Annotated in this window: 23 protein-coding genes; 14 read left to right on the forward strand and 9 right to left on the reverse strand. The window is 62.9% G+C overall.

The window, feature by feature from the left end; genetic code table 11:
* Positions 1-87: 87 nt before the first annotated feature.
* The 4 genes from RE4_RS22325 to RE4_RS22340 all read right to left on the reverse strand — a co-directional run bounded on the left by RE4_RS22325 (position 88) and on the right by RE4_RS22340 (position 4,270).
* Positions 88-1,494, reverse strand: a complete 1,407-nt coding sequence (locus RE4_RS22325; protein ID WP_060939367.1) for a substrate-binding protein — start codon at positions 1,492-1,494, stop codon at positions 88-90.
* A gap of 45 nt (positions 1,495-1,539) precedes the next feature.
* Complete coding sequence (locus RE4_RS22330) at positions 1,540-1,908, reverse strand: ArsR/SmtB family transcription factor (RefSeq protein ID WP_020909773.1); 369 nt, start codon at positions 1,906-1,908, stop codon at positions 1,540-1,542.
* Positions 1,909-2,023: 115 nt separating this feature from the next.
* Positions 2,024-3,085, reverse strand: coding sequence for an aliphatic aldoxime dehydratase (oxdA, locus tag RE4_RS22335; protein WP_020971427.1), 1,062 nt, complete (start codon positions 3,083-3,085; stop codon positions 2,024-2,026).
* A 204-nt stretch (positions 3,086-3,289) separates the two neighbouring features.
* On the reverse strand, positions 3,290-4,270 hold the full coding sequence (locus RE4_RS22340; protein ID WP_020909771.1) for a helix-turn-helix domain-containing protein: 981 nt from the start codon (positions 4,268-4,270) through the stop codon (positions 3,290-3,292).
* A 175-nt stretch (positions 4,271-4,445) separates the two neighbouring features.
* Between RE4_RS22340 and RE4_RS22345 the strand changes: the two genes are divergently transcribed.
* The 3 genes from RE4_RS22345 to RE4_RS22355 are packed head-to-tail and all read left to right on the forward strand — an operon-like array spanning position 4,446 to position 8,325.
* Entirely contained in the window at positions 4,446-5,081 is a 636-nt protein-coding gene (locus RE4_RS22345; RefSeq protein ID WP_060939368.1) for a TetR/AcrR family transcriptional regulator C-terminal domain-containing protein, read from the forward strand.
* 36 nt (positions 5,082-5,117) lie between these two features.
* Positions 5,118-6,623, forward strand: a complete 1,506-nt coding sequence (locus RE4_RS22350) for a class I adenylate-forming enzyme family protein (RefSeq protein WP_021346129.1) — start codon at positions 5,118-5,120, stop codon at positions 6,621-6,623.
* A 10-nt stretch (positions 6,624-6,633) separates the two neighbouring features.
* Positions 6,634-8,325, forward strand: coding sequence for an acyl-CoA dehydrogenase family protein (locus RE4_RS22355; RefSeq protein WP_060939369.1), 1,692 nt, complete (start codon positions 6,634-6,636; stop codon positions 8,323-8,325).
* Here the strand turns inward: RE4_RS22355 and RE4_RS22360 are convergent.
* On the reverse strand, positions 8,322-9,200 hold the full coding sequence (locus RE4_RS22360; protein ID WP_042953452.1) for a LysR family transcriptional regulator: 879 nt from the start codon (positions 9,198-9,200) through the stop codon (positions 8,322-8,324). The two genes, RE4_RS22355 and RE4_RS22360, sit on opposite strands and share 4 nt — an antisense overlap.
* 146 nt (positions 9,201-9,346) lie before the next feature.
* On the opposite strand from RE4_RS22360, the gene RE4_RS22365 reads away from it, so the two are divergent.
* Genes RE4_RS22365 through RE4_RS22375 form a run of 3 tightly spaced genes read left to right on the forward strand, consistent with a single transcriptional unit; the run spans position 9,347 to position 13,658 of the window.
* Complete coding sequence (locus RE4_RS22365) at positions 9,347-10,717, forward strand: MFS transporter (RefSeq protein WP_042953443.1); 1,371 nt, start codon at positions 9,347-9,349, stop codon at positions 10,715-10,717.
* Positions 10,717-12,432: an acyl-CoA dehydrogenase family protein gene (locus RE4_RS22370; RefSeq protein ID WP_060939370.1), complete on the forward strand. Its 1,716-nt coding sequence runs from the start codon at positions 10,717-10,719 to the stop codon at positions 12,430-12,432. The genes RE4_RS22365 and RE4_RS22370 overlap by 1 nt, the downstream gene beginning before the upstream one ends.
* The gene (locus RE4_RS22375) at positions 12,429-13,658 is read left to right on the forward strand and encodes a CaiB/BaiF CoA transferase family protein (protein ID WP_020909765.1); all 1,230 of its coding nucleotides are present in this window, start codon (positions 12,429-12,431) and stop codon (positions 13,656-13,658) included. The genes RE4_RS22370 and RE4_RS22375 overlap by 4 nt, the downstream gene beginning before the upstream one ends.
* Here the strand turns inward: RE4_RS22375 and RE4_RS22380 are convergent.
* Entirely contained in the window at positions 13,580-14,374 is a 795-nt protein-coding gene (locus RE4_RS22380; RefSeq protein ID WP_020971420.1) for an LLM class F420-dependent oxidoreductase, read from the reverse strand. The genes RE4_RS22375 and RE4_RS22380 overlap by 79 nt on opposite strands.
* A 321-nt stretch (positions 14,375-14,695) precedes the next feature.
* Between RE4_RS22380 and RE4_RS22385 the strand changes: the two genes are divergently transcribed.
* A complete protein-coding gene (locus RE4_RS22385) occupies positions 14,696-15,304 on the forward strand; it encodes a ClpP family protease (protein ID WP_020909763.1) in 609 nt (202 codons plus the stop codon).
* Between the two features lie 4 nt (positions 15,305-15,308).
* Entirely contained in the window at positions 15,309-15,896 is a 588-nt protein-coding gene (locus RE4_RS22390; protein WP_003945993.1) for an ATP-dependent Clp protease proteolytic subunit, read from the forward strand.
* On the opposite strand, the gene RE4_RS22395 is transcribed toward RE4_RS22390, so the two are convergent.
* The 3 genes from RE4_RS22395 to RE4_RS22405 are packed head-to-tail and all read right to left on the reverse strand — an operon-like array spanning position 15,897 to position 17,642.
* Positions 15,897-16,265, reverse strand: a complete 369-nt coding sequence (locus RE4_RS22395; protein WP_003946041.1) for a helix-turn-helix domain-containing protein — start codon at positions 16,263-16,265, stop codon at positions 15,897-15,899.
* 58 nt (positions 16,266-16,323) lie between these two features.
* Positions 16,324-16,821, reverse strand: a complete 498-nt coding sequence (locus tag RE4_RS22400) for a TIGR04338 family metallohydrolase (protein ID WP_020971418.1) — start codon at positions 16,819-16,821, stop codon at positions 16,324-16,326.
* Positions 16,818-17,642: a DUF2786 domain-containing protein gene (locus RE4_RS22405; RefSeq protein ID WP_042953437.1), complete on the reverse strand. Its 825-nt coding sequence runs from the start codon at positions 17,640-17,642 to the stop codon at positions 16,818-16,820. The genes RE4_RS22400 and RE4_RS22405 overlap by 4 nt, the downstream gene beginning before the upstream one ends.
* Before the next feature lie 114 nt (positions 17,643-17,756).
* Between RE4_RS22405 and RE4_RS22410 the strand changes: the two genes are divergently transcribed.
* From RE4_RS22410 to RE4_RS22435, 6 genes are all read left to right on the forward strand, one after another.
* Positions 17,757-18,830 (forward strand): ABC transporter ATP-binding protein, encoded by a 1,074-nt coding sequence (locus RE4_RS22410; RefSeq protein WP_003946073.1) that lies wholly within the window; start codon positions 17,757-17,759, stop codon positions 18,828-18,830.
* A gap of 170 nt (positions 18,831-19,000) precedes the next feature.
* A complete protein-coding gene (locus tag RE4_RS22415; protein ID WP_003946022.1) occupies positions 19,001-20,290 on the forward strand; it encodes an ABC transporter substrate-binding protein in 1,290 nt (429 codons plus the stop codon).
* Between the two features lie 20 nt (positions 20,291-20,310).
* Positions 20,311-21,486 carry a carbohydrate ABC transporter permease gene (locus tag RE4_RS22420; RefSeq protein ID WP_020971415.1) on the forward strand — a complete coding sequence of 392 codons (1,176 nt, stop codon included), beginning with the start codon at positions 20,311-20,313 and terminating at the stop codon, positions 21,484-21,486.
* Entirely contained in the window at positions 21,483-22,319 is an 837-nt protein-coding gene (locus RE4_RS22425) for a carbohydrate ABC transporter permease (RefSeq protein WP_019746113.1), read from the forward strand. Before RE4_RS22420 ends, RE4_RS22425 begins: the two co-directional genes overlap by 4 nt.
* Positions 22,320-22,341: 22 nt before the next feature.
* Positions 22,342-22,551 (forward strand): hypothetical protein, encoded by a 210-nt coding sequence (locus RE4_RS22430; RefSeq protein ID WP_019746112.1) that lies wholly within the window; start codon positions 22,342-22,344, stop codon positions 22,549-22,551.
* A 112-nt stretch (positions 22,552-22,663) separates the two neighbouring features.
* Positions 22,664-24,853: a transglycosylase domain-containing protein gene (locus tag RE4_RS22435; protein ID WP_041815441.1), complete on the forward strand. Its 2,190-nt coding sequence runs from the start codon at positions 22,664-22,666 to the stop codon at positions 24,851-24,853.
* Positions 24,854-24,871: the final 18 nt, after the last annotated feature.

Below are 24,871 nucleotides of genomic sequence, written 5' to 3' on the forward strand. Positions count from 1 at the left end.
TTCACTTGTCTTTCAGACTAGGGCCGGATCAGTAATTGCGTCAATAGGTATCGACATATTGACTCGTTAAGTTCGGGTTACGCGCGCTCAGAGAGAGCGGGGGTACAGACGCCCATGGCGTGATTCAGCGATCAGAATCGGCCGATGCAGTGGAACGCCGGTGTCCGTCGAGCTTTTCGACGTTGTGACAAGCTGCCGAAGTACTGTTTCCGGATCGCCCGCCGACGTTCGTTCGACTGCGCGTGCGTAAGCGACGATCGCTTCGTACGTTGTCTCCGACAGAGAGCTGAGCGGAGGCAGGAGTTCGTTCGAGCTTGCGCTGTATCGCTTTTCGAGGTCGTGCTCGCCGGCTGCGGATTGAAAGTAGCCGAATGCCGCCCAGACTCCGTCGGCATCGGAATTGCCGATGAGCTGCTGAGTGGCCTCGTCGAGGACCAGCGCGAACGTCCGCGTGGTGGCCCGCAGTCCGTGCTGGGCGCATTGCCGTTCGAAGAAGACCTCGTCATGGCCCACCAGGGTGGAAAGAATCAGTTCCGCCCCGGAGTCGACTATCGACTCGATGATCCGTGAGAAGTCGGTTGTTCCCAACGGTACGTAGACTTCGCCGGCCACCGAACCTGTGGATTCGGCGATCACACGCCGAGCCGCCCAATGTGCTCCGAACGACCACGAATACTGCTGACCGACCAGGAACCAAGTGCGAGAACCGGTCTCGGACATCATTGCGGGTATGCCCGCTCGCGTCTGGTCGAGTGGCCGCTCACCCAATCGAAGGATCCCCGGACGCGATCGACCTCCTTCGTTGAGAACTGTGTGTACCAACAACACACCGGTGTTTTGCAACGCAGATGCGGCGGCGTTGAAGGTCGACGACGTCACGCACGCAAAAATGGCGCGACATCCGCTTTTCACCAATCGCAGTGCGGTCGCCGCTCCGGCCGCCGAGTCGGAAGCGTCATCGCCGATCACCAAGTCGACGAGAACGCCGCCGACACCGCCGTCGGCATTGATCTCTTCGACCGCCAGGGCAGCGAGTGTTTCTGTGGCCTGGGCGAATACAGCCGCCGAGCCGGATTTGCTGACCAGCAGTCCGATCCGATGTCGGTCGGAGCGCGGAGGTTCGGGTGGAGCGAATCCGCGCTTGTTGGCAAGCCAGGAAATGCCGTCCTGATCGAGGCTGGACTCGAGAACGATTCGGGTGCCGGTGCCGTCGGGAAAGAACCGGATCGTCAGACGGCCGCGCCACGGTTGGTGGTGCACGATCACGACCGATCGGCCCCGCTTCACGCCGGCGACGTACCCCAACAGAGTGATCGGCATTCCGGCTACATCTGCGCGTGCGCCGTTGCCGACGGGAAGGGAGATGGCGACGGCGGCCCCGACCGTCAGTTGCTCACATTCGAGTTCGAGCAGTTGCCCCGTTTCGAAGCGCTCGAAGGCTGACCCTGGCGGGTCCGTCGTCACGATCTGTGCCGTTACGGAGAGACCTGGCACGTTCTACTTCCTGCCTGAAATAGATGCTGGGGCTCAAACAGGGCCTCAAGCCCGGCGACGCACCGAAGCCGCGTCGGAATCCTCAGTCGCCGTGGTCGGCAACTCGGAGGCGTTCGAACCTGCTTCCAGCGCTCGCCCGAGGACGTCGCGCAGGAACTGGAGTGCATCGTTGGCGGGCCCAGACGGATCGATCGAAAACAAGCGATGACGTCCTTGACGGCGTTCGACGATAACTCCGGACAGCCGCAGCGCCTTGAGATGTGTGGATACCGTGGTGCGACCGACCGTCGAAATTTGATCGCTGATGAAGCCTGCGTTGCATTCGCCGTGGGTAGCCAGAGTGTCGAGAATCTGTCGGCGCACCTGGTCGGCCAGCACAGCAAACGCCAACTCTTCGTTTCGTTGAGTAGTCACTGTGTGCTGTCCGCGCTTCCTCGATGGCCTCTACTGAGATATGTCGACACTCGTCAACATATCTCGAGTTGCCTCCGAGGGAAAGAACGTGGCCGAAGTTTTCCGGCGGCTTCGGTCAGTGCGCGGCGGTGGTCACCGCGTCGCGCAGCATCCCGGTCCCGGGATGGCAGTTGATGTACTCGTACAGCTGATCGGCGGCATCGAATACCGAGACCTCATGGTAGAGACGTAATTTCGACAGGCCCTCGGCGACCCGGAAGAACGTCGTGAAGATCCGCAGATGGGTCGGGTGAGATTCCGACCACCGCTCGAGTTGGTCGAGTGAGGCCCAGTGACCGATGTTGTAGCTCAGGTCGAGGAAGTTTCCGTCGATGTCGATATTGCGTACGAAACGGTTGCTGTAGCACCCGACGGCCGGGCCGTTGTCGCGGAGGAAGTCCATGCCCGATTGAAGAGTCGGCAGGATTTCGTCGAGGTAGAGGCTGCGCTCGTCTGCTTCCGCGTCGGCCCAGTCCTGCCCGGATCTGATCAGTGCGATGTTGTCGTGTCCCCGCACTACTACCCGCCCACCTGCGGCGGGGTCACCGGCGACGACCCGTAGTTCGCCCGAGGCCTGCATCCAGTCGGTCTGAGAGATCGGAAAGCGCTCGCGCATCGAACCCCAGTAGCCGTGCTCGTTGATCTCGCCGCTGACACCGTCCATGACTGCTCCCACTCCGGGGAGATCGTCCTGGAACGCGTAGAGCGTTTCGAATTGTTCGGCTCTCGGGGCCACGATCTCCCGGAAGAACCCCAATCCGTCGGACAAGCGGTCCTCGGACTCCCACCAGGAGGCCACCGGAGCTGATGTGCTCCAACGATGTTGGGAAGAAACATCTTTCCAGTACCCGACCACGATCAGATTCTCGTAGCCCTGGTTGTCGATGTGGTGGGTCAGATCGTGGTGTGCCGGTCCGTCCGGCAAGTCGAAGCCGGCGACGATATCCCGCATGGACTGCAGTGCTGCCGAGCGCTGATCCTCGCCGCGGAACTGCACGCCGAGATAGCCCATCGCGACCTGGTGCAATGTGTCGTCCGCACGCCCGACCCACATGGGAAATGGTGGCGAATAGGTATCCGGAACGCGCCTGGTCAGCGTGCGCGGGCATTGAAGATGTTCACCGATTGCAGATTCCATGAGTGCTCCCTGTGATGTAGGTGGCCGGATCGGGTGCCTGGCACTTGGCAACGCCGTGCCGAAAATCTACGCCCGCGAGGCCGAGCAAACTTGGCCGTCAGCGCCCGATACTTGGCCTACCGCGCCGAGAATTGTGGATAGGCGTCGGCGACAGAACGTTTTGAACATCATGTTGAATGGGTAAGTGTCCGAGGATGTTACAGATCAGCGGGCAGTACTTGTGGGGGCCACTGCTTGCGACCGGTATTGCCGCGGGCTGATCCCGAACTCCGCCTTGAATGCGCGACTGAAGGCGGCCAGGTCGGTGAATCCCCAGCGGTGAGAAATCTGGGTCAGCGACCGCTCTACGCCGTGGCGTTGCACGATCTCACGACGGCAACCGTCGAGTCGACGGCTGCGAATCGAACGCGACACCGTTGTGCCGTGTTCGGCGAAGGCTCGGTGCAACTGGCGAATGGAGACTTTGACTGATCCCGCGATGTCCACCGGAGACAGGGCCGGGTCAGCGAGGCGGGCGTCTATGGCCGACAGAGCGGATTCGTACAGGCCAGTTCGCCGGGAGACGATCGGACGCGCGGTTGCGTGAAGAACCGACTTGACCAGGCTGCCGATCTCGTTGACGACTTCCTCCTCGTCTCCGCTCGCGTCGGACGTCATGCGGACGGAGGCAAGATCGTGAAGAAAGCGACCCAGCAGGCCACTCAGGCCCGCGTGTCCGTCGAAGGCAATGGCTGTCAAGCTCGTGACCTCCGCGTCGCTGAGGGACAGGTATGACCGTGGCCAGGTGAACACCTCGAGTCCCCAGATGCCGTCGTGTGCGTGTCCCTCGATCTGCCAATCGAAGGGGCGCGTGGTGTCGTACAGAACGTAGTCGCCACGTCGTAGGACGCATTCGCGGTCGTCTTGCCGCACTACCGCGCTACCGCGGCGGATCATGCCGATTTGCAGATAGTCAGCACCGTCACTCTTGATCAGGCTGCTACTACGGACTATTCGTTGTTCCATCGATTGAACTGCGGACACCCGAACGTGTGCGAGTTGGGCCGAGTGCACGGCCCCGCTGAATCCATCGCCGTCTTCGATATCGGATACGTCGAGCGCGACAAAATGCTCACGCAATAAATCTGCCCAGTCGCCCGTGAGAGTCGTGCGTGTGGGCAGGGAGAAGCCGGATCGCGCGAGCATTGCAGGGCGCCTCCTCGCAGAAAAGCCGAAGTTCTCGGGTGCTCGATGTTCAGAGAGTAATCCCGCACATCGGACATGTCGATAGGAGTCGACATGTCATCACGTCGGGAGAAATTGTTTGCCATACAAACAACGCCGAGTTATTGTTTGTCATACAAACAAGTAGGAGTTCGTGATGGTCACCGAGTCAGTTCCCGCAGCGCGCGCGACGCGTGAGTCGGGCAAGCAGACGCGCATGGCACTGTTCAACGCTGCAACCGAGCTCTTCCTCGAACATGGCGACAGCGCGTCCATCGCGCAGATCTGCACCGCCGCCGGCGCCCATCCAAACCAGGTGACCTACTACTACGGCTCAAAAGAGAAGCTCTTCGTCGAGGTGGCGTGTGCAGCCGTTCTGCGCGCAGGCAAGCGTGCCGAGGTCGATGCCGCCGACGCCGACACCGTGGGCGACTACACCGAGAAGCTGGTCGGATCACTCCTCGGCTCGGGCGCTCCCAGTGTCGAACTGTTCGTGGAAGCGATGATGATGACGGGTCGCCGTGGTGAACTCCGCGATCTGATCTCCGAGACGCTTCGCACTCTGCATTCCTCGGGTGAAACAGCCCTCCTCCGTACCTTGATCCGCACCGGCTGGCAGCTGCGCGCGGGCATCGACGTCGAATCCAAGGCCTTCTGGTCTGCGATCTTCGGCCTCGTCATTCAGAAAACTGCCACCGGCGAGAGCTTCGGTTACTCCCTCGAGGAGGCGGTCGCCGTCATCTTCGCCACTCTCCAGATACCCGACGCCGTACTCAACAGCTCGATGGAATGAACTCTCTTCGAGCGTGATTCTCCGACAAGGACTTCGATGAACATCGTTCGCGTATTCGACAGCAACGTCACCAAGACCCCGGACAAACCCTTCCTGATATTCGACGGTCACGATCACACGTACTCCCAGGTTCAGGACGGAAGTCGACGCGCCGCAGGCTATTTGCAGTCGCTGGGCGTGCAGCCGGGCGACCGCGTCGCGCTGATGTGTTACAACACTCCGGGATTCGTGTACGCGATGCTCGGTGCCTGGCGCTTGGGCGCCGTCGTGGTCCCCATCAACCACAAGATGCAGACTCCGGAAGTTGCCTACGTGCTGGGACACGCGAAGGTGTCGGTGTGCGTCTTCGACGGTGAGTTGGCGCCGGTTGTCGGTCGACTGGAGACAACGGCCAAGCTGATCAGCACGGACTCTGTCGCAGACGGTTTCGACTTCTTCGACGACGCCATCACCCGCCAAGAGGGCGTTGACGGTATCGACATCGACGAGAACGATCCGGCTGAAATCCTCTACACCTCGGGGACCACCGGCTCGCCCAAGGGCTGCGTCCACAGCCACCGCAACGTCGTCGGTGTTGCCGTCACCGCGGCCCTCGCCGTGTCGACGACTCGGGACGAGCGCCTGCTCATGGCCGTCCCGATCTGGCACGCTTCCCCGCTCAACAACTGGTTCATGTCCACGCTCTACATGGGCGGAACCGTCGTGCTGCTGCGCGAGTACCATCCCGTCAAATTCCTGGAAACTGTTCAGGAACAACGTATTACCCTCTGCTTCGGCCCGCCGGTCATCTACACCACTGCACTCAACCTCGTGCCGAACTTTGCCGACTACAACCTCGGTAGCGTTCGTGCGTGGTTGTACGGCGGCGGACCGATCGGCGCGGATGTCGCTCGGCGACTGGTGGAGTCGTACGGCACCACCGAATTCCGGCAGGTCTACGGCATGACCGAGACCGGGCCGGTGGGCACTGTGCTGTACCCCGAGGAGCAGTTGAGCAAGGCGGGCTCGATCGGCCGCGTCGCGCTGGCCGGCGTCGACCTGCGCCTGGTTGCCGATGACGGCACCGACGCGGAGCCCGATCAGATCGGTGAGATCTGGCTGCGCGCCGACACCGTCATGCAGGGGTACCTCGACGACCCCACTGCCACGAAGGCTGCTTTTGCCGACGGAGGTTGGTACCGCACCGGCGATCTGGCGCGCAAGGATGCGGACGGTTACCTCTTCATCGTCGACCGCGCGAAGGACATGATCATCACGGGCGGTGAGAACGTCTACTCCAAGGAGGTCGAGGACGTGATCTCCGGCCACCCGGACGTCGTCGACGTCGCCGTTGTCGGAAAACCCAACGAAGAATGGGGCGAGACCGTCGTCGCACACGTCGTCTGGCGTGAACCGGATGTCATCAGCGCCGACGACATCAAGGACTACCTCTCGGACAAGTTGGCGCGCTACAAGATTCCGCGTGAAGTGGTGTTCGCGACCATTCTTCCGCGTACACCGACCGGCAAGATCCAGAAGCACCTCATCCGCGCAGCGAGCTGAAAGGCCTGTCATGACTGATATTTCCGAGAAGACCGTCACCCACCCGGCTCCGCATCGCACCCATGCAGTGCTCAACCAGTCGGTACCGCGCACGGACGTCAACGAGTTCCAGCTCGATACGGTCCTGGCCGAAGGGGTCGCGCGCCACGACGCGGATTGGGCCACAAGCGAACTCACCGACATCGGTGAACTGGTCGGCAGTGCTGGATTCCAGCACGACGCCGAGCTGGCCAACACGGTGATCCCCGAATTGAAGACCTTCGATCGCTGGGGAAACCGCATCGACGAGGTCGAATACCATCCGTCGTATCACCGGATCATCTCTGCTGCCGTAGCGCACGGTGCGCACACCTCTGCCTGGGCTGACCCCAAGCCGGGTGCCAACGTGGCTCGGGCCGCGGCATTCATGCTGTTCTCCCAGGTCGAACCGGGCCACGCGTGCCCGATCTCCATGACGCACGCCGTGATCCCCTCGCTCGAGCTGCAACCGGACGTGGCCGCTCTCTGGACGCCGCGAGCCCTTTCTCGGAGTTACACCCCCGAGTTGGATGCTCCCGGAAAGGCATCCGCGATATTCGGAATGTCGATGACGGAAAAGCAGGGCGGCTCCGACGTGCGAGCCAACACGACCATCGCCAAGCCGGCCGGACGTGGCGGTCCGGGTGCGGACTACCTGCTCACCGGACACAAGTGGTTCTGCTCCGCGCCGATGTCCGACGCCTTCCTGGTTCTCGCTCAGGCCGAAGGTGCTGCCGGTGAGGGGCTTTCCTGCTTCCTTCTCCCCCGCATCCTGCCTGACGGCACGCGCAACGTCTTCCGCATCCAGCGTCTGAAGAACAAGCTGGGGAACAAGTCCAACGCGTCGTCCGAGATCGAACTCGACGGCACCGTCGGCACCATGATCGGCGAACCGGGTCGTGGCGTGCGGACCATCATCGAAATGGTGTCCCAGACGCGACTCGACTGCATCCTCGGCAGCACGGCAGGTATGCGTCAGTCGGTCGCCGAAGCGGTGTGGCATGCACGGCACCGAAGCGCTTTCGGTGCCGTCCTGGCAGATCAGCCGGCGATGACGTCGGTGCTTGCCGATCTGGCTCTCGAATCCGAAGCCGCCACCATCACTGCACTGCGATTGGCTCGCGCGCAGGACGAGGACGCGGACGAGCAGGAAAAGGCGTTCCGCCGACTCGCGACGGCTGTTGCGAAGTACTGGATCTGCAAGCGCGGCCCGCACCACTCCTACGAGGCACTCGAATGCCTGGGCGGTAACGGTTACACCGAGGACTTCCCGCTTGCCCGTCGCTACCGTGAGCAGCCCGTCATGGCCGTGTGGGAGGGGTCGGGCAACGTCATCGCGCTCGATGTCCTGCGCGCGATGACCCGTGAACCCGATTCCGTTGCCGCCTTCGACCACGAGGTCAACCTCGCTCGCGGCAACAACCCGGTCCTCGATCAGCACCTCGATCGGGTACGACGCCAACTCGGTGAGCTCGCCACGATGGCACCCGCCGACGCCCAGCTCCGCGCTCGGACCGTCGTCGAGGCAATGGCGTTGGCGCTGCAGGCTTCGCTCATGGTGCGCCACTCCCCGGCCGCCTCGTCCGATGCGTTCATTGCCGCTCGCCTCGGCGCCGACCGTGGTCACGAGTACGGAACTCTGCCTGTGGGAACAGATTTCGCCGGAATTCTCGCGAGAGCCTAAGGCTGTTCCCTCAGTACCCTGGTGACGGTGTGTACTGCCGGCGTCGGATTGTTCGGTCGCCATGCCATCGCGATTTTCAGCGTGGGCGTGGCCCCGGCGATCGGCAGGTACACGACCCCGTCCATGGACAGATGCGCCGTCGACTCCACGACGACGGCGATCCCGACCCCCGCTCCGACCATGGCCAACAGGCTGTACGGATCGGGGGCTTCGTGCGCGACGGTGGGCGTGAAACCTGCTGTGGCGCAGACGGACAACGTCGCATCGCGCACCACCGAGCCGTGCTCGGCGGGATACATCACGAATCGCTCGGTTGCCAGGTCTTCCGGTGACACCGACTCCCTGGTACTGAGGTGATGCCTGGCCGGGACCGCGACCATCAAGGTTTCCTCGCGCACAGTGTGAGTCTCGAATCCGCGCGGAATGGGCAGGCCGACTATGCCCATGTCGAGTGTTCCGCGTCGGAGAGCGTCGAGCACCTCACCCGAGTACATCTGCGGCCGTAGGTCCAGTTCGATTCCCGGATGGGAGTCGGCCAGCGATCGTGTCAGGGCCGACAGCACCGTGTAGCCGCCCGTTCCGCCGAAACCCACCGTGACACGGCCTGTTTCCCCGGTTGACGCCGCCGATGCGATATCTCGTACGACGGCGATCTGCGCTTCGATGATTCGTGCGGGCGTGACCAAGGCCTCGCCGGCCGCGGTCAATTGCACTGATCTGGTGGTCCGGACAAACAGGTCGGTGCCGAGTTCGCGCTCGAGCGCCCGAATGGTCTGGCTGAGCGGGGACTGCCCGATGTGGAGGCGCTCGGCGGCCCGGCCGAAATGAAGTTCGTCGGCGACTGCGAGAAACGCGCGCAGCTGACGCAATTCCATGTCGCTCCTCCCGGGTTTCATTATGTGGTTCTTCCACATAAATGAGTCGAACTAAGTCTTGGACTCTACATGGATTTCGGACGATAGTGATTCACGCCTCACATTGCATCCCTTGGTGATGCCCGACGCGAGAATCAGGGAGAACCGTGGATCAACACCCAGGTCAAGACACCAATCCGCCTGAATACAACACCAAACAGGCACGCAAGGCCGGAATCACGGCGTTTGTCGGAACGACTATCGAGTGGTTCGACTTCTACATCTACGGAACCGCATCCGCCTTGGTGCTCGGCCCGCTGTTCTTCCCGGATGCGTCGCCGGCGGTGGGAACACTCGCAGCCTTCGCGACTTTTGCCGTGGGATTCGTGGCTCGTCCGGTCGGCGGAGTGGTGTTCGGTCATTTCGGAGACAAGTTCGGTCGCAAGAACGCCGTGATCATCACCCTCGCGCTCATGGGGTTGGGAACTGTCGGTGTCGGCCTCCTCCCTACGTACTCCCAGATCGGGATCTGGGCACCGATACTGCTTGTGGCACTGCGTGTTCTCCAGGGCATTGCCATGGGCGGCGAATGGGGTGGCGCCGTATTGATCGCCACCGAGTTCGCTCCCCCGAAGAAAAAGGTGCTCTACGGTGCGTTTGCGCAGCAGGGTTCACCGGTCGGCAACCTGCTCGCGACGCTGGCCTTCCTCGGCCTGACGTTGATGTCGGATTCCGTGTTCGAGTCGTGGGGTTGGCGTCTGCCGTTCCTCGGATCCGCAGCTTTGGTGATCGTCGCTCTCTACATCAGGTTGCACATCTCCGAGACACCCGAGATGAAGAAGGCTGTTGCGGCACAGGAACGTACACGGATGCCGCTGGTCGAAGTGTTGCGTTCGCATCCCGTCGAACTTGCTCTCGGCGTCGGCGCTGTGGTTGCCGGTGTTGCCATCACGTACGTCAAGACAACCTTTGCGCTCTCCTGGGCGACAACGGATCTCGGCTTCGAGCGCAGTGACTTCCTCCTCGTGATCACCGTGGCACTGGTAGCCCAGGCGCTCGTACAGCCTTTCGGCGCTGTGCTGGCCACGCGGATCGATCCGTCGAAAGCGGTCCGCTGGATGCTGCTTCCGGAGATCGTGCTCCTACCACTGATGTTCGTGCTGGTTCAGACGGGCTCCGTGCCCTTGGCGATTCTGGGGATGGTCCTCGCGACGGCGCCACACGCAATGTATTACGCCGCGTTGGCCGGCATCCTGGCGCAGGTTTTCCCCACCAATGTTCGGTATACCGGCATCTCTCTGTCGTACCAATTGTCGACCGCCGTATTTGCCGGAACGGCCCCGATGGTCAGCCAGTATCTGCTGACGCGAACCAACTCGATCTGGCCGGTCGTCGCTCTTGGGCTCGTGTATGTCGTTCTCTCCCTTGTCTGTATGACGGCTTTATTGCGCAGGAGTGCGCTGCACGCGCAAGGGCTGGAGTCGACGAGCTCCTCGAACATGACCGATGCTTCCACCCTGAAAGGCGTTGACCACTGATGAACTTTGCACACACCGACCCCGCTCTGACAGCGGTAGTGGACAGATGGACCGCCGGGGCGGACCGAGAGACGTTGAACGGATTGCTCGACCGACTGGGCCGAGATGCCGCCGGCCGCTTGTCCGAGCTTGCCGACATCGCAGACAAGAACCCGCCGGTGCTGCAGCAATTCGACAAGGCCGGTGACCGCGTCGACCGGATTTCCTATCACCCGGCCTACCTGGAACTGTGCCGGGCGGCGTACAACGAGTACGGCCTGTCCGCGATGTCGCACCGAAAAGGGTTGCACGGATGGGACTCCGTGCATCCGCCACTCGCGAAGTACCTCGCGTCGTACATCTTCGTGCAGGCCGAGTTCGGGCTGGCCTGCCCGGTGTCGATGACAGATGCTGCTGCGCGGACCCTGCGTATGTTCGGTGATCCGGCCGTGTTCTCGCCCTGGATCGACGCGTTGACGTCGACGGACCCCGAGCAGGCGAAGACGGGTGCGATGTTCATGACCGAGATTCAGGCAGGCACCGACATCGCCTGCACCGAAACACGCGCCGAGCGCGACGGTGACGGATGGGTTCTGACGGGCAAGAAGTGGTTCGCCTCCAACCCGGATGCCGATGTGATCATCACCCTCGCAAGATTCCCGGGCGGACAGGATGGTTCGACGCGTGGAGTTGGAATGTTCATGGTGCCCAAGACCTTGGGATCCGGCGAGCGCAACAACCTCACGATCGATCGTCTCAAGGACAAGCTGGGTACGCGTTCCATGCCGAGCGGCGAGGTGACGCTGAACCGCGCGCACGCACTCCAGGTCGGTGAACTCGATCGAGGGTTCCGCCAGATGGCGGAGATGGTCAACACGTCTCGCCTGTCCAATGCGATGCGTTCGAGCGCTCTCATGCGCCGAGCAGTCCGCGAAGCCGTAGACCATTCGAAGAGCCGAGTCGTGTTCGGTAAGAGGCTCTTCGAGCAGCCGCTGATGCGGGCGACGCTTCTTCCCCTTGCACTCGATGCCGAGGCTTCGCTGGCCCTGGTCGCGTACAGCGCACAGTGTCTTCAGGCAGCAGACGGCGGCGACGAACAGGCGCGCGCACTGATCAGGGTACTGACACCGATCGCCAAACACTTTGTCTGCAAACGCGCGCGGGTGGTCACCGGCGAGGCCATGGAGGTGCGCGGAGGAAACGGCTACATCGAGGAATGGGCCAACGCGCGATTAGTGCGGGATGCCCACTTGGGCTCGATCTGGGAGGGCTCGAGCAATGTCATTGCGCTGGACGTACTTCGGTGCCTACGCAAGTTCAACTCGCACCGCACGGTCGCGGGAGCGATGACGGACATCCTGTCCACCGTCGGACCGGATTGCGAAGCCGGGGCCGGAGTTCTGTTGCGGCGCTGGGAGGAACTGGTAGAGGAAGGAGATCGTCTGATCTCCGGATCTGACGATGCCGCCCAGGCCGCCAGCGCAAAGTATGCCGACGAGTTGGCTCGTGCCGTCATGGCGACCCTGCTTTTCGATCTTGCGGATCACGGCATCCGACACGGTAATGGGTACCGGTCACTGCTGGTGGCGAATTCCTACCTGGCCGGTCTTGCGGGGAAGGTGCCGTCGGCTGCACTCGGCAATCTCGACGTGATCACCGACGGCGGTGACGTCGAGCTGGATGATGCACGTGACGTCGTAGCCGAGTTCCTCTCTGTAGCAGGTGGTCATCGGTGAATTCTCCAACAGGCCCCACACCCCTCGCCGGCGTCCGTGTTCTGGATCTGTCGAAGATCCTTGCCGGGCCGTACGCAACCATGTCGCTTGCCGATCTCGGTGCCGACGTCACCAAGATCGAACACCCTGAAGGCGGCGACCCCACGCGTTCGTGGGGGCCTCCCTTCGTCGGGGTAGATGCCGCCTACTATCTCGCGATCAACCGCGGTAAGAAGTCGGTCACGATCGACCTCAAGTCCACCGAAGGACAGGAGATCATCCACCGCATGCTCGAAGAGACCGATGTAGTCGTGGAGAACTTCAAGCCGGGCAGCGGATTACAGAAGATCTTCGACTACCAGGCACTGTCCGAGCGATACCCGCATCTGATCACCCTGCACATCTCTGCCTTCGGTGAAGAAGGACCGCTGCGCGACGAACCGGGGTACGACATGATCGCGCAGGCCGCGGGTGGGCTCATGTCGCTCACCGGTGAACCGGGTGGTGCTCCGATGAAATCCGGGTTTGCGTTGGGAGACTTGGGCGCAGCGCTCTTCGGACTGGTCGGTGTCCTGGCTGCCTTGGTCGAGCGAGGCCGGACCGGGCGCGGACAGTACGTGACCACGTCGCTGTACGAGTGCCAACTCGCGATGCACGTGAACTGGGCGACCAGTTACTTCGCCACCGGTGAGCGCCCGACTGCGTTGGGCTCCGGTCATCCGAATCTTGCTCCGTATCAAGCATTTCCTGCCAGCGACGGGTACTTCGTCATCGCTGTCGGCAACGACGGGATGTGGGCGTCGCTGTGCGAGGCCATCGGAAGGAGTGAACTGGTCACCGATCCGCGTTTCGTCCACAACCGCGACAGGGTGGAGAACCGCGAGAGTCTGGAACGAGAACTCACCAGCGCCTTCACATCGGAAACCGTCGAACACTGGTGCGCACTTCTCGCCGAACGCGCGGTGCCGGTGTCACCGATCCGCCATCTCGACGAGATCTACTCCGATCCCCACACCGCCGCGCTCGGAATGGTCGGAACCGTCGACCATCCGACGCTCGGACCGTTGAAGCAAGTGGCCTTTCCGGTCAACTTCTCCGGCCAGAGGCCACGTCTGACGTCGGCGCCGCCCGTTCTCGGCGCCGACAACGACGAAGTCCTTGGTACCGCTCAGGCCAGCCCGCTCAACGCAGGCGGTGTGTTGTCGTCGCGCCAAGCGATGGCCTCGGCAAGCGTCGTGAGGTCGTAGTCCGGTCCGCTGACGCCGACGGTGAAGAGCGAGACACCGTCGGCGACCAGGTCAGCAGCATTCTCGAGCCCAGGCCACGGAACCGAGTGCTCTACTTCCAGCGGGTTCCGGCCTACGTCGGCGCAATGGTCGGAGAGGATGCCTGACTTGCGCAGGTGTGTCTCGCGGTCACCGAAGCTGTGCCAGACGTCGGCGTACTCGGCGACCAAGCGCAGGGTCTTCTTCTCGCCGCCACCGCCGATGAGGACCGGGATGTTGCGCGTCGGCGGCGGGTTGCCCTTCGCCAGGCGGCCCGTGATGCGGGGGAGGTATTCGCCCAGCAGTTTCAGCCGTGAACCGGGAGTGCCGAAGTCGTATCCGAACTGGTCGTAGTCCTTCTCGAACCAGCCGGCACCGATGCCGAGGATCAGGCGTCCGCCGCTGATGTGGTCGACGGTTCGCGCCATGTCGGCCAGCAGATCCGGATTGCGGTAGCCACCACCGGTGACCAGGGCGCCGATTTCGACGCGTTCGGTCTGCTCGGCCCAGGCGCCGAGCATGGTCCAGCATTCGAAGTGGGCGCCGTCGGGATCGCCGGTCAACGGGTAGAAGTGGTCCCAGTTGAAGACGATGTCCACCCCGGCGTCCTCGGACCGCAAGACGGCGTCGCGTATCAACCCGTAATCGGGTGCGTGCTGGGGTTGGAGTTGAACACCGATGCGTACCGGACGAGTCATGCCACGCTCCTGACGAGAGGAATGGTTGTCTTCTCCCATCATGGCCGGGTGTGCGCGGTACCGCTACCGCCGCCGTCGGTGACGGGTTTGCCCGCTCTTGTACCCACCCCTTTTCGAGCGAACGGTACCTTCGGCGCCTTAGATCGACTGAACGTGCCGTTCGCTCACAAAGGGGGGGCGGGCAAAAAGGGGGGGCAGGCAAAAGGGGGGGCAGGCAAAAAGGGTGGCAGGCAAAAACAGGGGGGCGGGCAAAAACAGGGGTGGTCTGCCCACAGCAGACAGGCGGGGCCCCGGCATCGCTGCGCCGGTAGGAATGGATTCATGACTACTGAAGCGCCCACCGACACCGGTTACCGTGACCTGTTGACAGACAGGCTCTTCCGACAGCGAACGATTCTGCTCACCGGCGAGGTCAACGACGCCATGGCCGAACGTGTGTGTTCGGAACTGGTGCTCCTCGCCACCACCGACCCCAAGCGCGACATCGTGCTCTACATCAATTCACCCGGCGGATCGGTGTTTGCCGGGCTGGCCATCTACGACACGATGAAGCTCATCCCCAACGACGTCGTGACGGTCGCGATGGGCTTCGCCGCCAGCATGGGCCAGGTGCTTCTCTGCTCCGGCACCCACGGCAAGCGAATCAGCCTGGCGCACAGCCGCATCATGATGCACCAACCTTCGGCGGGTATCGGTGGCACTGCGGTGGACATTGCGATCCAGGCCGAGAGCCTCGAGCTGATGAAGCGTCAATCGCAGGAAATCCTCGCCGCCGAAACGGGCCGGACCGTCGAAGAGATCGAGACCGACAGCGATCGGGATCGCTGGTTCACCGCCGAGCAGGCGCGCGAGTACGGAATCGTCGACCGCGTCGTGACGTCCTTCGCCGAGATAGCACCGCAAGCCACCTTCCCCAAGATCGGATTGTGACGTCATGTCCCAGTACACGATTCCCAGTGTCATCGAGCGAACACCAACGGGTGAGCGATCTTTCGACATCTTCAGCAGGCTGCTCAACGAACGCATCGTCTTTCTCGGCACGGAGATCGACGACGGCGTCGCCAACGTCGTGATGGCTCAGATGCTGCATCTGCAAGCCGACAACCCGGATCGCGAAATCGGTTTGTACATCAACTCTCCCGGCGGTTCCACCACGGCGATGCTCGCGATCTACGACACCATGCAGTTCTTGAAACCGACGATTTCGACGTACTGCATGGGTCAAGCGGCTTCGGCTGCTGCAGTGCTTCTCGCCGCGGGCACTCCGGGCCATCGGCATGTTCTTGCCCATTCGCGGGTGCTGCTGCATCAACCGTCGACGCAAGGTAGCGGCACCATCTCGGACCTCGCGCTTCAAGCAGCCGAGATCCTGAGAATTCGGGAGCAGACCGAGGCGATTCTGAGTAAGCACACCGGTCAGAGCGTCGAGCGGCTCCGTAAGGACACCGATCGCGACAGGATCTTCACTGCCGACGACGCTATCTCCTACGGACTGGCTGACACCCTCATCGAAGGGAACTGATCAGGCCGCCATCAGGACGGGACCGGAGATCGGTGCGGGAGAGTGCCCGAAGGTGAGGGAGTTGAGCGCAACGATCCTGTTGCCCGCTCGGAACAGCAGGTGCTCGAGCGGCATCCCGAGCGCTTCGCAGATGGCGCGCAGAATTTCCGACGACGGTTCCTTCTTGCCCCGTTCGATCTCGGAGAGGTACTGCTTCGACATCCCGACCTTTGCGGCTACGTCGTCGAGAGTTCGGTCCTGATCGCGTCTGACCTCCCGCAGCACTCGTCCGTAGGCTTCACGAATCAGCGGGGGTTTGCGCACGGCGACAGCCGGATCGGGGAGTTCCGACTCACCCTTGACCAGGACCAGTCTGCGCGGCGCATCCATAGGCTGAGTATTCCAGCCGACCGGTTCGCACACCACCCGGTTCACCGAGGGCTGACATCTAGTCCGTTCGAACACCACCGGCAAGAAACATCGCTCGAAGAACGAAGGTCGCCTCGGGTCCGATGATCTCACCGACCAGGCTCGTATAGCGGTCGACGAACTCGGGCCCGTGGGAGGCCTCGTCGGAAGTGGGGTCGCCGAGGTGGTGCGCAAGTTCGTGCAAGACAACGAATTCGCGTAGCGCCCACCGGCCGTCACGGTCGTCCGGGACGGCGATGACGTCGTTCGAGTAGTGAGCGGCGGCATTGCCGGCGCGGGAGCGTACGGACACCGGAATGGTTGCGCGAGGCCAGGTCGCGAGTACCCAGTTCAGCCCGAGTAGCTGATCGCAGTACGCCTGGACCGACTCCACGGAACCGAATTTGCGCTCGACCGGCAACGTGATGGTGGAACCCATGACCTCGACGCTCCGAAGTCCGCGCTCGTCGGCGCGATCGAACATGGTGCGCACCAACGTCTCTGCCTCGTAGACGGCGTTCCGCTGCGTATCCCTCACGAGTCGAGCTGCCCGCGCACCCCGCCGATCTCCGGAAGGTTTCCCAGACGTGCGGAGCGCGCCGCCCGATCACCCGCCCGTCGCGCATGCGAGGAATGCCCGGCACTCGCGCGGCCACCGCCCCGCCACGTCCCACGTGCCTGGGAGTTGGACGCGTAGTAGTCCTTGAGCTCGATTTCCTTGTTGCGCAGCACGAGTGCGGTTTCCGAAGACGACGTGGCAGATTCTGCGATCGCCGCCTTCTCCGTCTCCTGCTTCGTCTCGGCCAACCGAGCGCCGATGCGGGACGCGTACGCCATCTGGAAGTTCAGGCGCGCCGTCACTCCGGCCACCGGCTTGCGGACCTGCGTGTTGACGCGTCGTCGTCCACGAGTTTCGACGACGGTCCGCACGGATGTTTCGCCGCGGTACGCCCCGGAGCGCACGTACGCGTCGGAGTCACGGACCATCTGGAAGAGCAGGCTCGAGTACAGCGCTTCGCACACGTCGATGTCACCGGCGAAGCCGTAGGCGTAGATGACGGCCGACGTCTGCGCGATGTCGCACTGTACGTCGTTGGCAGCGGCGATCGCGATGAACAACTGGGCGTACGTTCGCAGCCCGCGCTTGCCCGGTTCGCCGATGGTGATGAGCCGCTGAGTGGGTGTGGCACGTTTTTCCGAGGACGCGGTGTGCGCCCGCGCGACCGCCAGGTCGATCGCGGAACCGGTGGCCAACCGCTGCGCGGCCGCCATGAAGGCTTCACCTTCGTGTGGATTGTCGGTGGACTCCGCTTGGCGAAGCAGCGCACCGATGCGGGTCAGCATCTTCTCCGAACTCACCGTGAAAGACTACGCTCGCGCGCCGACACGGACGTTTATGCTGCTAGCGCACACGCTCACCCTCAACTTGGATCGTCCGGCACGTTCCTGCCGGTAGAAGGGATCAACCCCGTCATGGCTTCAGTGACTTTCGAGAGCACCACCTGCCTGTTCCCCGGATCGAACACCCCGGCAGTGGACAAGCTCGACCTCGAGATCGAGGACGGCGAGTTCCTCGTCCTCGTCGGACCCTCCGGCTGCGGAAAGTCGACCACCCTGCGCATGCTCGCCGGGCTCGAAGACGTCCACAGCGGGCGCATCCTCATCGGCGACCGCGACGTCACCGGTCAGGAACCGAAAGAGCGCGACATCGCGATGGTCTTCCAGAACTACGCGCTGTACCCGCACATGTCGGTGGCCGAGAACATGGGTTTTGCGCTCAAGCTCGCCGGAACCAACAAGACGGAGATCCGCGCCCGCGTCGAAGAGGTCGCGAAGATGCTCGATCTCGAGCCGTACCTCGACCGCAAGCCCAAGGCGCTGTCCGGTGGTCAGCGTCAGCGAGTTGCGATGGGCCGCGCCATCGTCCGCCAGCCGCAGGTCTTCCTCATGGACGAGCCCCTCTCGAACCTCGACGCGAAACTCCGTGTTCAGACACGCACGCAGATCGCTCAGCTGCAACGACGCCTCGCGACGACGATGGTCTACGTGACCCACGACCAGGTCGAGGCCATGACGATGGGTGACCGCGTCGCAGTCCTCGAAAAGGGAATCCTGCAGCAGTGCGCCTCGCCGCGCGAGCTCTACAACAAGCCGAAGAACGTCTTCGTCGCCGGCTTCATGGGTTCACCCGCGATGAACCTGTTCACCCTCCCCGTCGTCGACGGCGGCGTCGCATTCGGTGACGGGATCGTTCCGGTTCCGCGCGAGACGATGAACGGTGTCGTCGAAACCGAGGTTGTTCTGGGTATTCGCCCCGAGCACCTCGAGATCGCCGCCGAAGGCTTGCCGATGGAGGTCGACGTCGTCGAGGAACTCGGTTCCGACGCCTACGTCTACGGACGCACCACGATCGGCGGACGGTTGCAGCAGATCGTTTCGCGTGGTGACTGGCGCAACCCGCCGCAGAAGGGCGAGCGAGTCAACCTGCGCGTCGACCCTGAGAAGGTGCACATTTTTGCCACCACCGACGGGCGTCGCCTGGGTTAGGCGGACCTGTCAAACGACACATGACCGATTCAGGTTCGGCGTAATACCCACAAGTAGGGGTGTCTCGTGCCACAGTAGGGGCCGATGCCGGGAGCCGGCACCCATGGCGCATGCCGTGAGCCGGCTCTCGGTGACCGTCTATTTGTCATACACATACGGGGAGCGAATCCATGGTTCTGAACTCGAAGGCGATGCGCCGCGCTGCAATTGCAGCCACGGCAGCGTCCATGCTGGTACTGGCAGGCTGCTCGTCCGATTCGGACAAGGACAGCGGAACCAGCACCACGGCCGCATCCGGGGGATCGTCCTCGAGCGAAGGCCGCGGACCCATCACGATCGTCGAGGGGCAGGATGCCCTGAACGAGGCGCTCGAAAACATCATCACCGACTGGAATGCGGAGCATCCGGACGAGAAGGTCACGCTCAAGCCGCTGGCCAAGGAAGCCAACGCGCAGGTCGACGACATCACCCAGCGCATGCAGGCCAAGAGCGACGAGTACGACCTCATCGGCGTCGACGTCGTCAACACCGCTCAGTTCGCCGCAAACGGCTGGCTGCTGCCGCTCGAGGGTGACCTCGCGATCGACGAGTCCGGCCTGCTGCCGTCGACCGTCGCTTCGGGCACCTACAACGGCAAGCTCTACGCAGCGCCGAAGAACACCAACGCCGCGTTCCTGTACTACCGCAAGGACCTCGTCGAGAAGGCTCCCACCACGTGGGCCGAGCTCAAGGAAAACTGCCCGAAGGCTGTCGAAGCCGGCATCTCCTGCTACATCGGTCAGTTCAAGAACTACGAGGGCCTGACGGTCAACACCACCGAGATCACCAACGCTTTCGACGGCCCGTGGGTCGGCCCGGACGGACTCACCCCGGCCATCGACGACAAGACGAAGGCAGGCGTTCAGTCGATCGTCGACAACTTCGCCGACAACACCATCCCGCAGGAAGCACTGACCTACTCCGAGGGCGAGTCGCAGACCGCGTTCGGTGACGGCAAGGCACTCTTCATGCGCACGTGGTCCGGCTTCTCGGTCGACGGTGAGAAGACCTCGGTTGCCGGCAAGTACGGCTACACCGTTCTTCCGGGTGTCGACGGACCGGGCGCTTCGACCGTCGGCGGCTACAACGTCGGCATCAGCGCGTACTCCGACGCGCCGGCAACGGCTCGTGACTTCCTCGAGTTCATGCAGACCAAGAAGTCGCAGACGTACTTCACCGAGGTCGGCGGCGCACCCGTCCTCTCGGCTGTCTACGACGACCCGGCAGTGCTCGCCCAGTTCCCGTACTTCGCGACCCTGAAGGAAGCACTCGCTACCGCTCAGCCGCGCCCCGTCACGCCGTACTACACGCAGGTGTCGAAGTCGATCTCCGACAACACCTACGCTGCTATTCGCGGCGAGAAGACCGTCGAGCAGGCTTTGGCGGACACCAAGGCCGGCATCGAAACCGCCGGTAACTGATCTACCAGGAGCAATAAGCAATGGCAGAACCGCAGGATCCTTCCGCGGCTGTGCCTACCAACCCCACGGTCGGGGCCGGTTCAACCGGTCCCGACCGTTCGGGCGTTGGTGGGAGACACCGTGCACCGGAACCGCTAGAAGAGCCGTCGGCATCCGAGGCAGCAGGGACATCCCTGACCAAGGTTCTGCCTGACCTTGCAGCTACTCCACCCCCACCGACCTCGCCCCCGCCTGCGTCGGCCGACAAGCCGAAGAAGCGTCGACGAGTTCCGGTGTGGGCGTTCGTCGCACCGTCGCTGATCGTTCTCGCCGTCATCATTCTGTATCCGCTCGGACGAGCGATCTGGATGTCGATGCACAGCGACGGCAAGAAGCTCGACCCCGAGACCGGCATGTTCGTCACCGGTCAGTTCACGTGGTTCGAGAACTACAAGAACTGGATCACCCAGTCCTGCAACACCGCCAACGGCTCGATTCCCTGCCCGCCCGGCACGCTCGGATCGCAGTTCTGGCAGTCGATCGGAAATACCTTCGGCTTCACCGTCGTCACCGTTCTGCTCGAGACGGTGATCGGTCTGTCGATGGCGCTGATCATGGCCAAGACGTTCCGCGGCCGCGGTTTGCTCCGCGCTTCCGTGCTGATTCCCTGGGCCATCCCCACCGCCGTCACCGCGAAGCTCTGGTTCTTCATCTTCGCCAACGACGGCATTGCCAACAAGATCCTCGGCACCAACATCCTGTGGACGGCGGATCCCTGGCCGGCACGATTCGCGATCGTCGTCGCCGACGTCTGGAAGACCGCGCCGTTCATGGCGTTGCTGATTCTCGCGGGTCTGCAGATGATTCCCGCCGACGTCTACGAGGCCGCCAAGGTCGACGGCGCGACGGCCTGGCAGCGATTCCGCATGATCACGCTTCCGCTGGTCAAGCCCGCACTCATGGTGGCCGTGCTCTTCCGCACGATGGACGCGCTGCGCATGTACGACCTGCCCGCGATCATGATGGGATCCAATCCCGCCACCTCCACCATCTCGGTTCTGGTGGTCGATCAGATGCGCGTCGGCGCCAATTCGGCGTCGGCCCTGTCCACCATCACGTTCCTCATCATCTTCGCTGTGGCCTTCATCCTGGTCCGATTCCTCGGAGCCAATGCGGTCAGCACGCAGGAAAAGCAGCGGAAGGGGGAGCCGGTATGAACAAGGCACTACGCGGCAAGATCGGCACCTACATCGGCGTCGTACTGATCATCGTGTGGGGACTCGCTCCCTGCTACTGGATGATCGTGACGGCGTTGCGCGACCCGGCGGACACGTTCTCGACGTCGCTGTGGCCCACCAATCTCACGCTGTCCAACTTCACCGCGGCGCTCGATCCCGACGCGAAGGTGAACTTCACCCGGGCACTGATGAACAGCCTCATCATCGCGGGTGCGACCACGCTGATCGCCTTGGTCATCGGTGTGTTCACGGCGTACGCGCTCTCGCGATTCGATTTCCGTGGCAAATACTTCGTCACCGGAATCATCCTCGGCGCGTCCATGTTTCCGGTCGTCGCCCTCGTGACCCCGCTGTTCCAGTTGTTCACCGACATCGGCTGGATCGGCAGCTACAAAGCGCTGATCATCCCGAACATCTCGTTCGTGCTGCCGCTGACGGTCTACACGCTGACGTCGTTCTTCTCCGAACTTCCGTGGGAGCTCGAAGAAGCGGCGCGTATCGACGGCGCCACCCGTGGCCAGGCGTTCCGTCTGATCATGCTGCCGCTCGCCGCGCCGGCCCTGTTCACCACCGCGATTTTGGCTTTCATCGCAACGGTCAACGAGTACCTGCTCTCGCTGCAACTCTCTAGTGACAAAACCGCGCCCGTCACGGTGGCGATGGCCAAATTCTCCGGAACCGACCCATTCGTCACGCCGTACACCTCGATCATGGCCGGCGGAACCCTTGTGATGATCCCGCTGGTCATCATGGTTCTCATCTTCCAGCGACGCATCATCGCCGGTCTGACCGCAGGCGGCGTCAAGTCGTGATGCGCGCCTGCGCGCGGTTTCGATGAGGCGGGCTTCGCGCGCCCAGCGCATGGAGCTGATCGCCGGCTTCATCTCGGTCTTCGCCCTCATGGCGTTGATCGGCGCTGTGGTCGCGATCGTCAAGGGCGACCCCGGCGTGATGCCGTCTTTGGTGCTGCTCGGTTGCGTCGTCGCTCTCGGGCTGGCGTTCCGCGGATATCGGAACGCGGTCCGAGCAGAACGTCGCGAGTAGCCAGCCCGGTAGGGTGACATTTCGGTATCGCAGTTGCCGGGAGTTATCTGATCGAGATATCACCCTGGTGGAATGGTGCCGGTAAGTCCGGATCCACGACCGGGAGTGTTGAGTGAGTCCATCGAACAGATCGAGTGCGACGGGTGGCGATCAGTCGTCGGCTCGATCGGGCAAGTCGGCTAATTCCCCACGGTCGAGCAAGTCGGCCAAGCCGGAGAAGAAGCAGCGCTCCAAGTGGCGGTACGTCCGGCGGACCATCTACGTTCTCGTGCTCCTGATGATCATCGTGCCTGCGTCGGTTTTTGCTGTCGCGTACAGCCGGACCGACGTCCCGCGCCCCTCGGACATGCAGACCAATCAGGTGTCCACCATCTACATGGCCGACGGCACGACCGTGCTCGGCAAGGTGGTGCCGGCGGAGGGAAACCGCACCGAGGTCGCGTTGTCGGCCATCCCGATTCACGTCCGCGATTCGGTGCTCTCGGCGGAGGATCGCAACTTCTATACCAACCCCGGCTTCTCGATCTCCGGATTTGCTCGCGCTGCCCGAGACAACGTGATGGGCAAGGAAAGCGCCGGCGGTGGCTCGACGATCACTCAGCAATACGTGAAGAACGTCTTGGTCGGTGACAAGCGCAGTATCGACAGGAAGCTGCGTGAGCTTGTCATCTCCGCCAAGATGGCGCGCGAATGGTCCAAGGACGACATTCTTGCCGCGTATCTCAACACCATCTACTTCGGTCGCGGTGCCTACGGCATCGCCGCCGCGTCGAACGCGTACTTCGACAAGCCGGTCAGTGAGCTGAGCGTCGAGGAAGGCGCAGTTCTCGCTTCCGTCATCCAGAGCCCGTCGTTCCTGGACCCCGAGACCAATCTGTCCGCGCTGCAAGCGCGCTGGGACTACGTTCTCAACGGCATGGTGGAACTGGGCAGCCTGACCAAGACGGATCGCGACGCGATGCAGTTCCCGGCTGTCGCCCCCGCCAATCGGCCGACCGATCTGAACCAGGCGCCCGGACCCGAAGGCCACATCAAGACTCAGGTACTCAAGGAACTGGCCGAGGCCGGTATCAGCGACCAGACGCTGAACACCGCTGGTCTGCAAATCACGACAACCATCGACCCGGTTGCGCAGGAAGCTGCGCTGGGCGCCGTCAAGCGGAATCTCGACGGTGAACCGGAAGACCTGCGGACCGCAGTAGTGTCCATCGACCCCAAGACCGGTGGCGTCGACGCCTATTACGGCGGTGACGACGGAGCTGGATTCGACTACGCCCAGGCGCCGCTGCAGACCGGTTCAGCGTTCAAGGTCTTCGGCCTGGTCGCAGCATTGATGGAAGACATTCCGCTGTCCGCACGGTTCGACAGTTCACCGCTCACGATCAACGGTGTGACCATCGGAAACGTCGGCGGCGAATCCTGTGGTCGATGCACCATCGCCGAGGCACTCAAGCGTTCGCTGAACACCAGCTTCTACCGGTTGATGCTCTCGATGGAGAACGGTGCCCAGAAGATCGCCGACGCCGCCCATCTGGCCGGCATCCCCGAACAGATTCCCGGACTCGACTACCCGACGCTCACACAGGAGGGTGGCCCGCCGGAGAACGGAATCGTGCTCGGCCAGTATCAGTCTCGTGTTATCGACATGGCATCCGCGTACGCGACGCTCGCCAACTCCGGTGTGTACCAGCAGCCGCACTTCATCCAGAAGGTCGTGACGGCCGAAGGTGAAGTCCTGCTCGATCGCCCGGTCTCTCCCGGTGAGCGTCGTCTCGATGCTGCCGTTGCCGACAACATCACGCAGGCAATGCTGCCGATCGCGTCGTACTCGAACGGTCACGCGCTCGCCGGTGGACGCCCGTCTGCTGCCAAGACCGGCACCGCGCAGTTGGGTGACACGGGGCAGAACAAGGATGCGTGGATGGTCGGTTACACGCCGTCGCTGTCCACCGCGGTGTGGATCGGAACTTCGGACGCTCAGGCCATCACCAACTCCTACGGCGGCTTGATCTACGGCTCCGGAGTGCCTGCGGACATTTGGAAGAGCACGATGGACGGCGCCCTGAAGGGCTCCGACTGGGAGAGCTTCCCGTGGCCCGACCCCATCGGCGGGCAGGCCGGCGTTCCCGCCAACTCCGGTGTGACCTCGGGTGACGGGACGGGCACGCCCACGACGGGCGCGGCCGCTCCCCCAGCACCCATCGAGGTGCCCGGCCTGCCGCCGATCGAAGTGCCGCAGCTTCCCCAGTTGCCGCGTCAGATCGAGATCTTGCCTGGCATCGTCATCCCGCTACCGGGCTGACACAGCGCTCGATTTCCG

Origin of the sequence: Rhodococcus erythropolis NBRC 15567 (assembly GCF_001552595.1) — a bacterium.
GTDB lineage: Bacteria > Actinomycetota > Actinomycetes > Mycobacteriales > Mycobacteriaceae > Rhodococcus_F > Rhodococcus_F erythropolis.

Coding starts and splice junctions, on each gene's coding strand:
- oxdA (WP_020971427.1), bottom strand. CDS start 3,085: ATGGAATCTGCAATCGGTGAACATCTTCAATGCCCGCGCACGCTGACC.
- RE4_RS22340 (WP_020909771.1), bottom strand. CDS start 4,270: ATGCTCGCGCGATCCGGCTTCTCCCTGCCCACACGCACGACTCTCACG.
- RE4_RS22345 (WP_060939368.1), top strand. CDS start 4,446: ATGGTCACCGAGTCAGTTCCCGCAGCGCGCGCGACGCGTGAGTCGGGC.
- RE4_RS22350 (WP_021346129.1), top strand. CDS start 5,118: ATGAACATCGTTCGCGTATTCGACAGCAACGTCACCAAGACCCCGGAC.
- RE4_RS22355 (WP_060939369.1), top strand. CDS start 6,634: ATGACTGATATTTCCGAGAAGACCGTCACCCACCCGGCTCCGCATCGC.
- RE4_RS22360 (WP_042953452.1), bottom strand. CDS start 9,200: ATGGAATTGCGTCAGCTGCGCGCGTTTCTCGCAGTCGCCGACGAACTT.
- RE4_RS22370 (WP_060939370.1), top strand. CDS start 10,717: ATGAACTTTGCACACACCGACCCCGCTCTGACAGCGGTAGTGGACAGA.
- RE4_RS22380 (WP_020971420.1), bottom strand. CDS start 14,374: ATGACTCGTCCGGTACGCATCGGTGTTCAACTCCAACCCCAGCACGCA.
- RE4_RS22385 (WP_020909763.1), top strand. CDS start 14,696: ATGACTACTGAAGCGCCCACCGACACCGGTTACCGTGACCTGTTGACA.
- RE4_RS22390 (WP_003945993.1), top strand. CDS start 15,309: ATGTCCCAGTACACGATTCCCAGTGTCATCGAGCGAACACCAACGGGT.
- RE4_RS22395 (WP_003946041.1), bottom strand. CDS start 16,265: ATGGATGCGCCGCGCAGACTGGTCCTGGTCAAGGGTGAGTCGGAACTC.
- RE4_RS22410 (WP_003946073.1), top strand. CDS start 17,757: ATGGCTTCAGTGACTTTCGAGAGCACCACCTGCCTGTTCCCCGGATCG.
- RE4_RS22415 (WP_003946022.1), top strand. CDS start 19,001: ATGGTTCTGAACTCGAAGGCGATGCGCCGCGCTGCAATTGCAGCCACG.
- RE4_RS22420 (WP_020971415.1), top strand. CDS start 20,311: ATGGCAGAACCGCAGGATCCTTCCGCGGCTGTGCCTACCAACCCCACG.
- RE4_RS22425 (WP_019746113.1), top strand. CDS start 21,483: ATGAACAAGGCACTACGCGGCAAGATCGGCACCTACATCGGCGTCGTA.
- RE4_RS22430 (WP_019746112.1), top strand. CDS start 22,342: ATGAGGCGGGCTTCGCGCGCCCAGCGCATGGAGCTGATCGCCGGCTTC.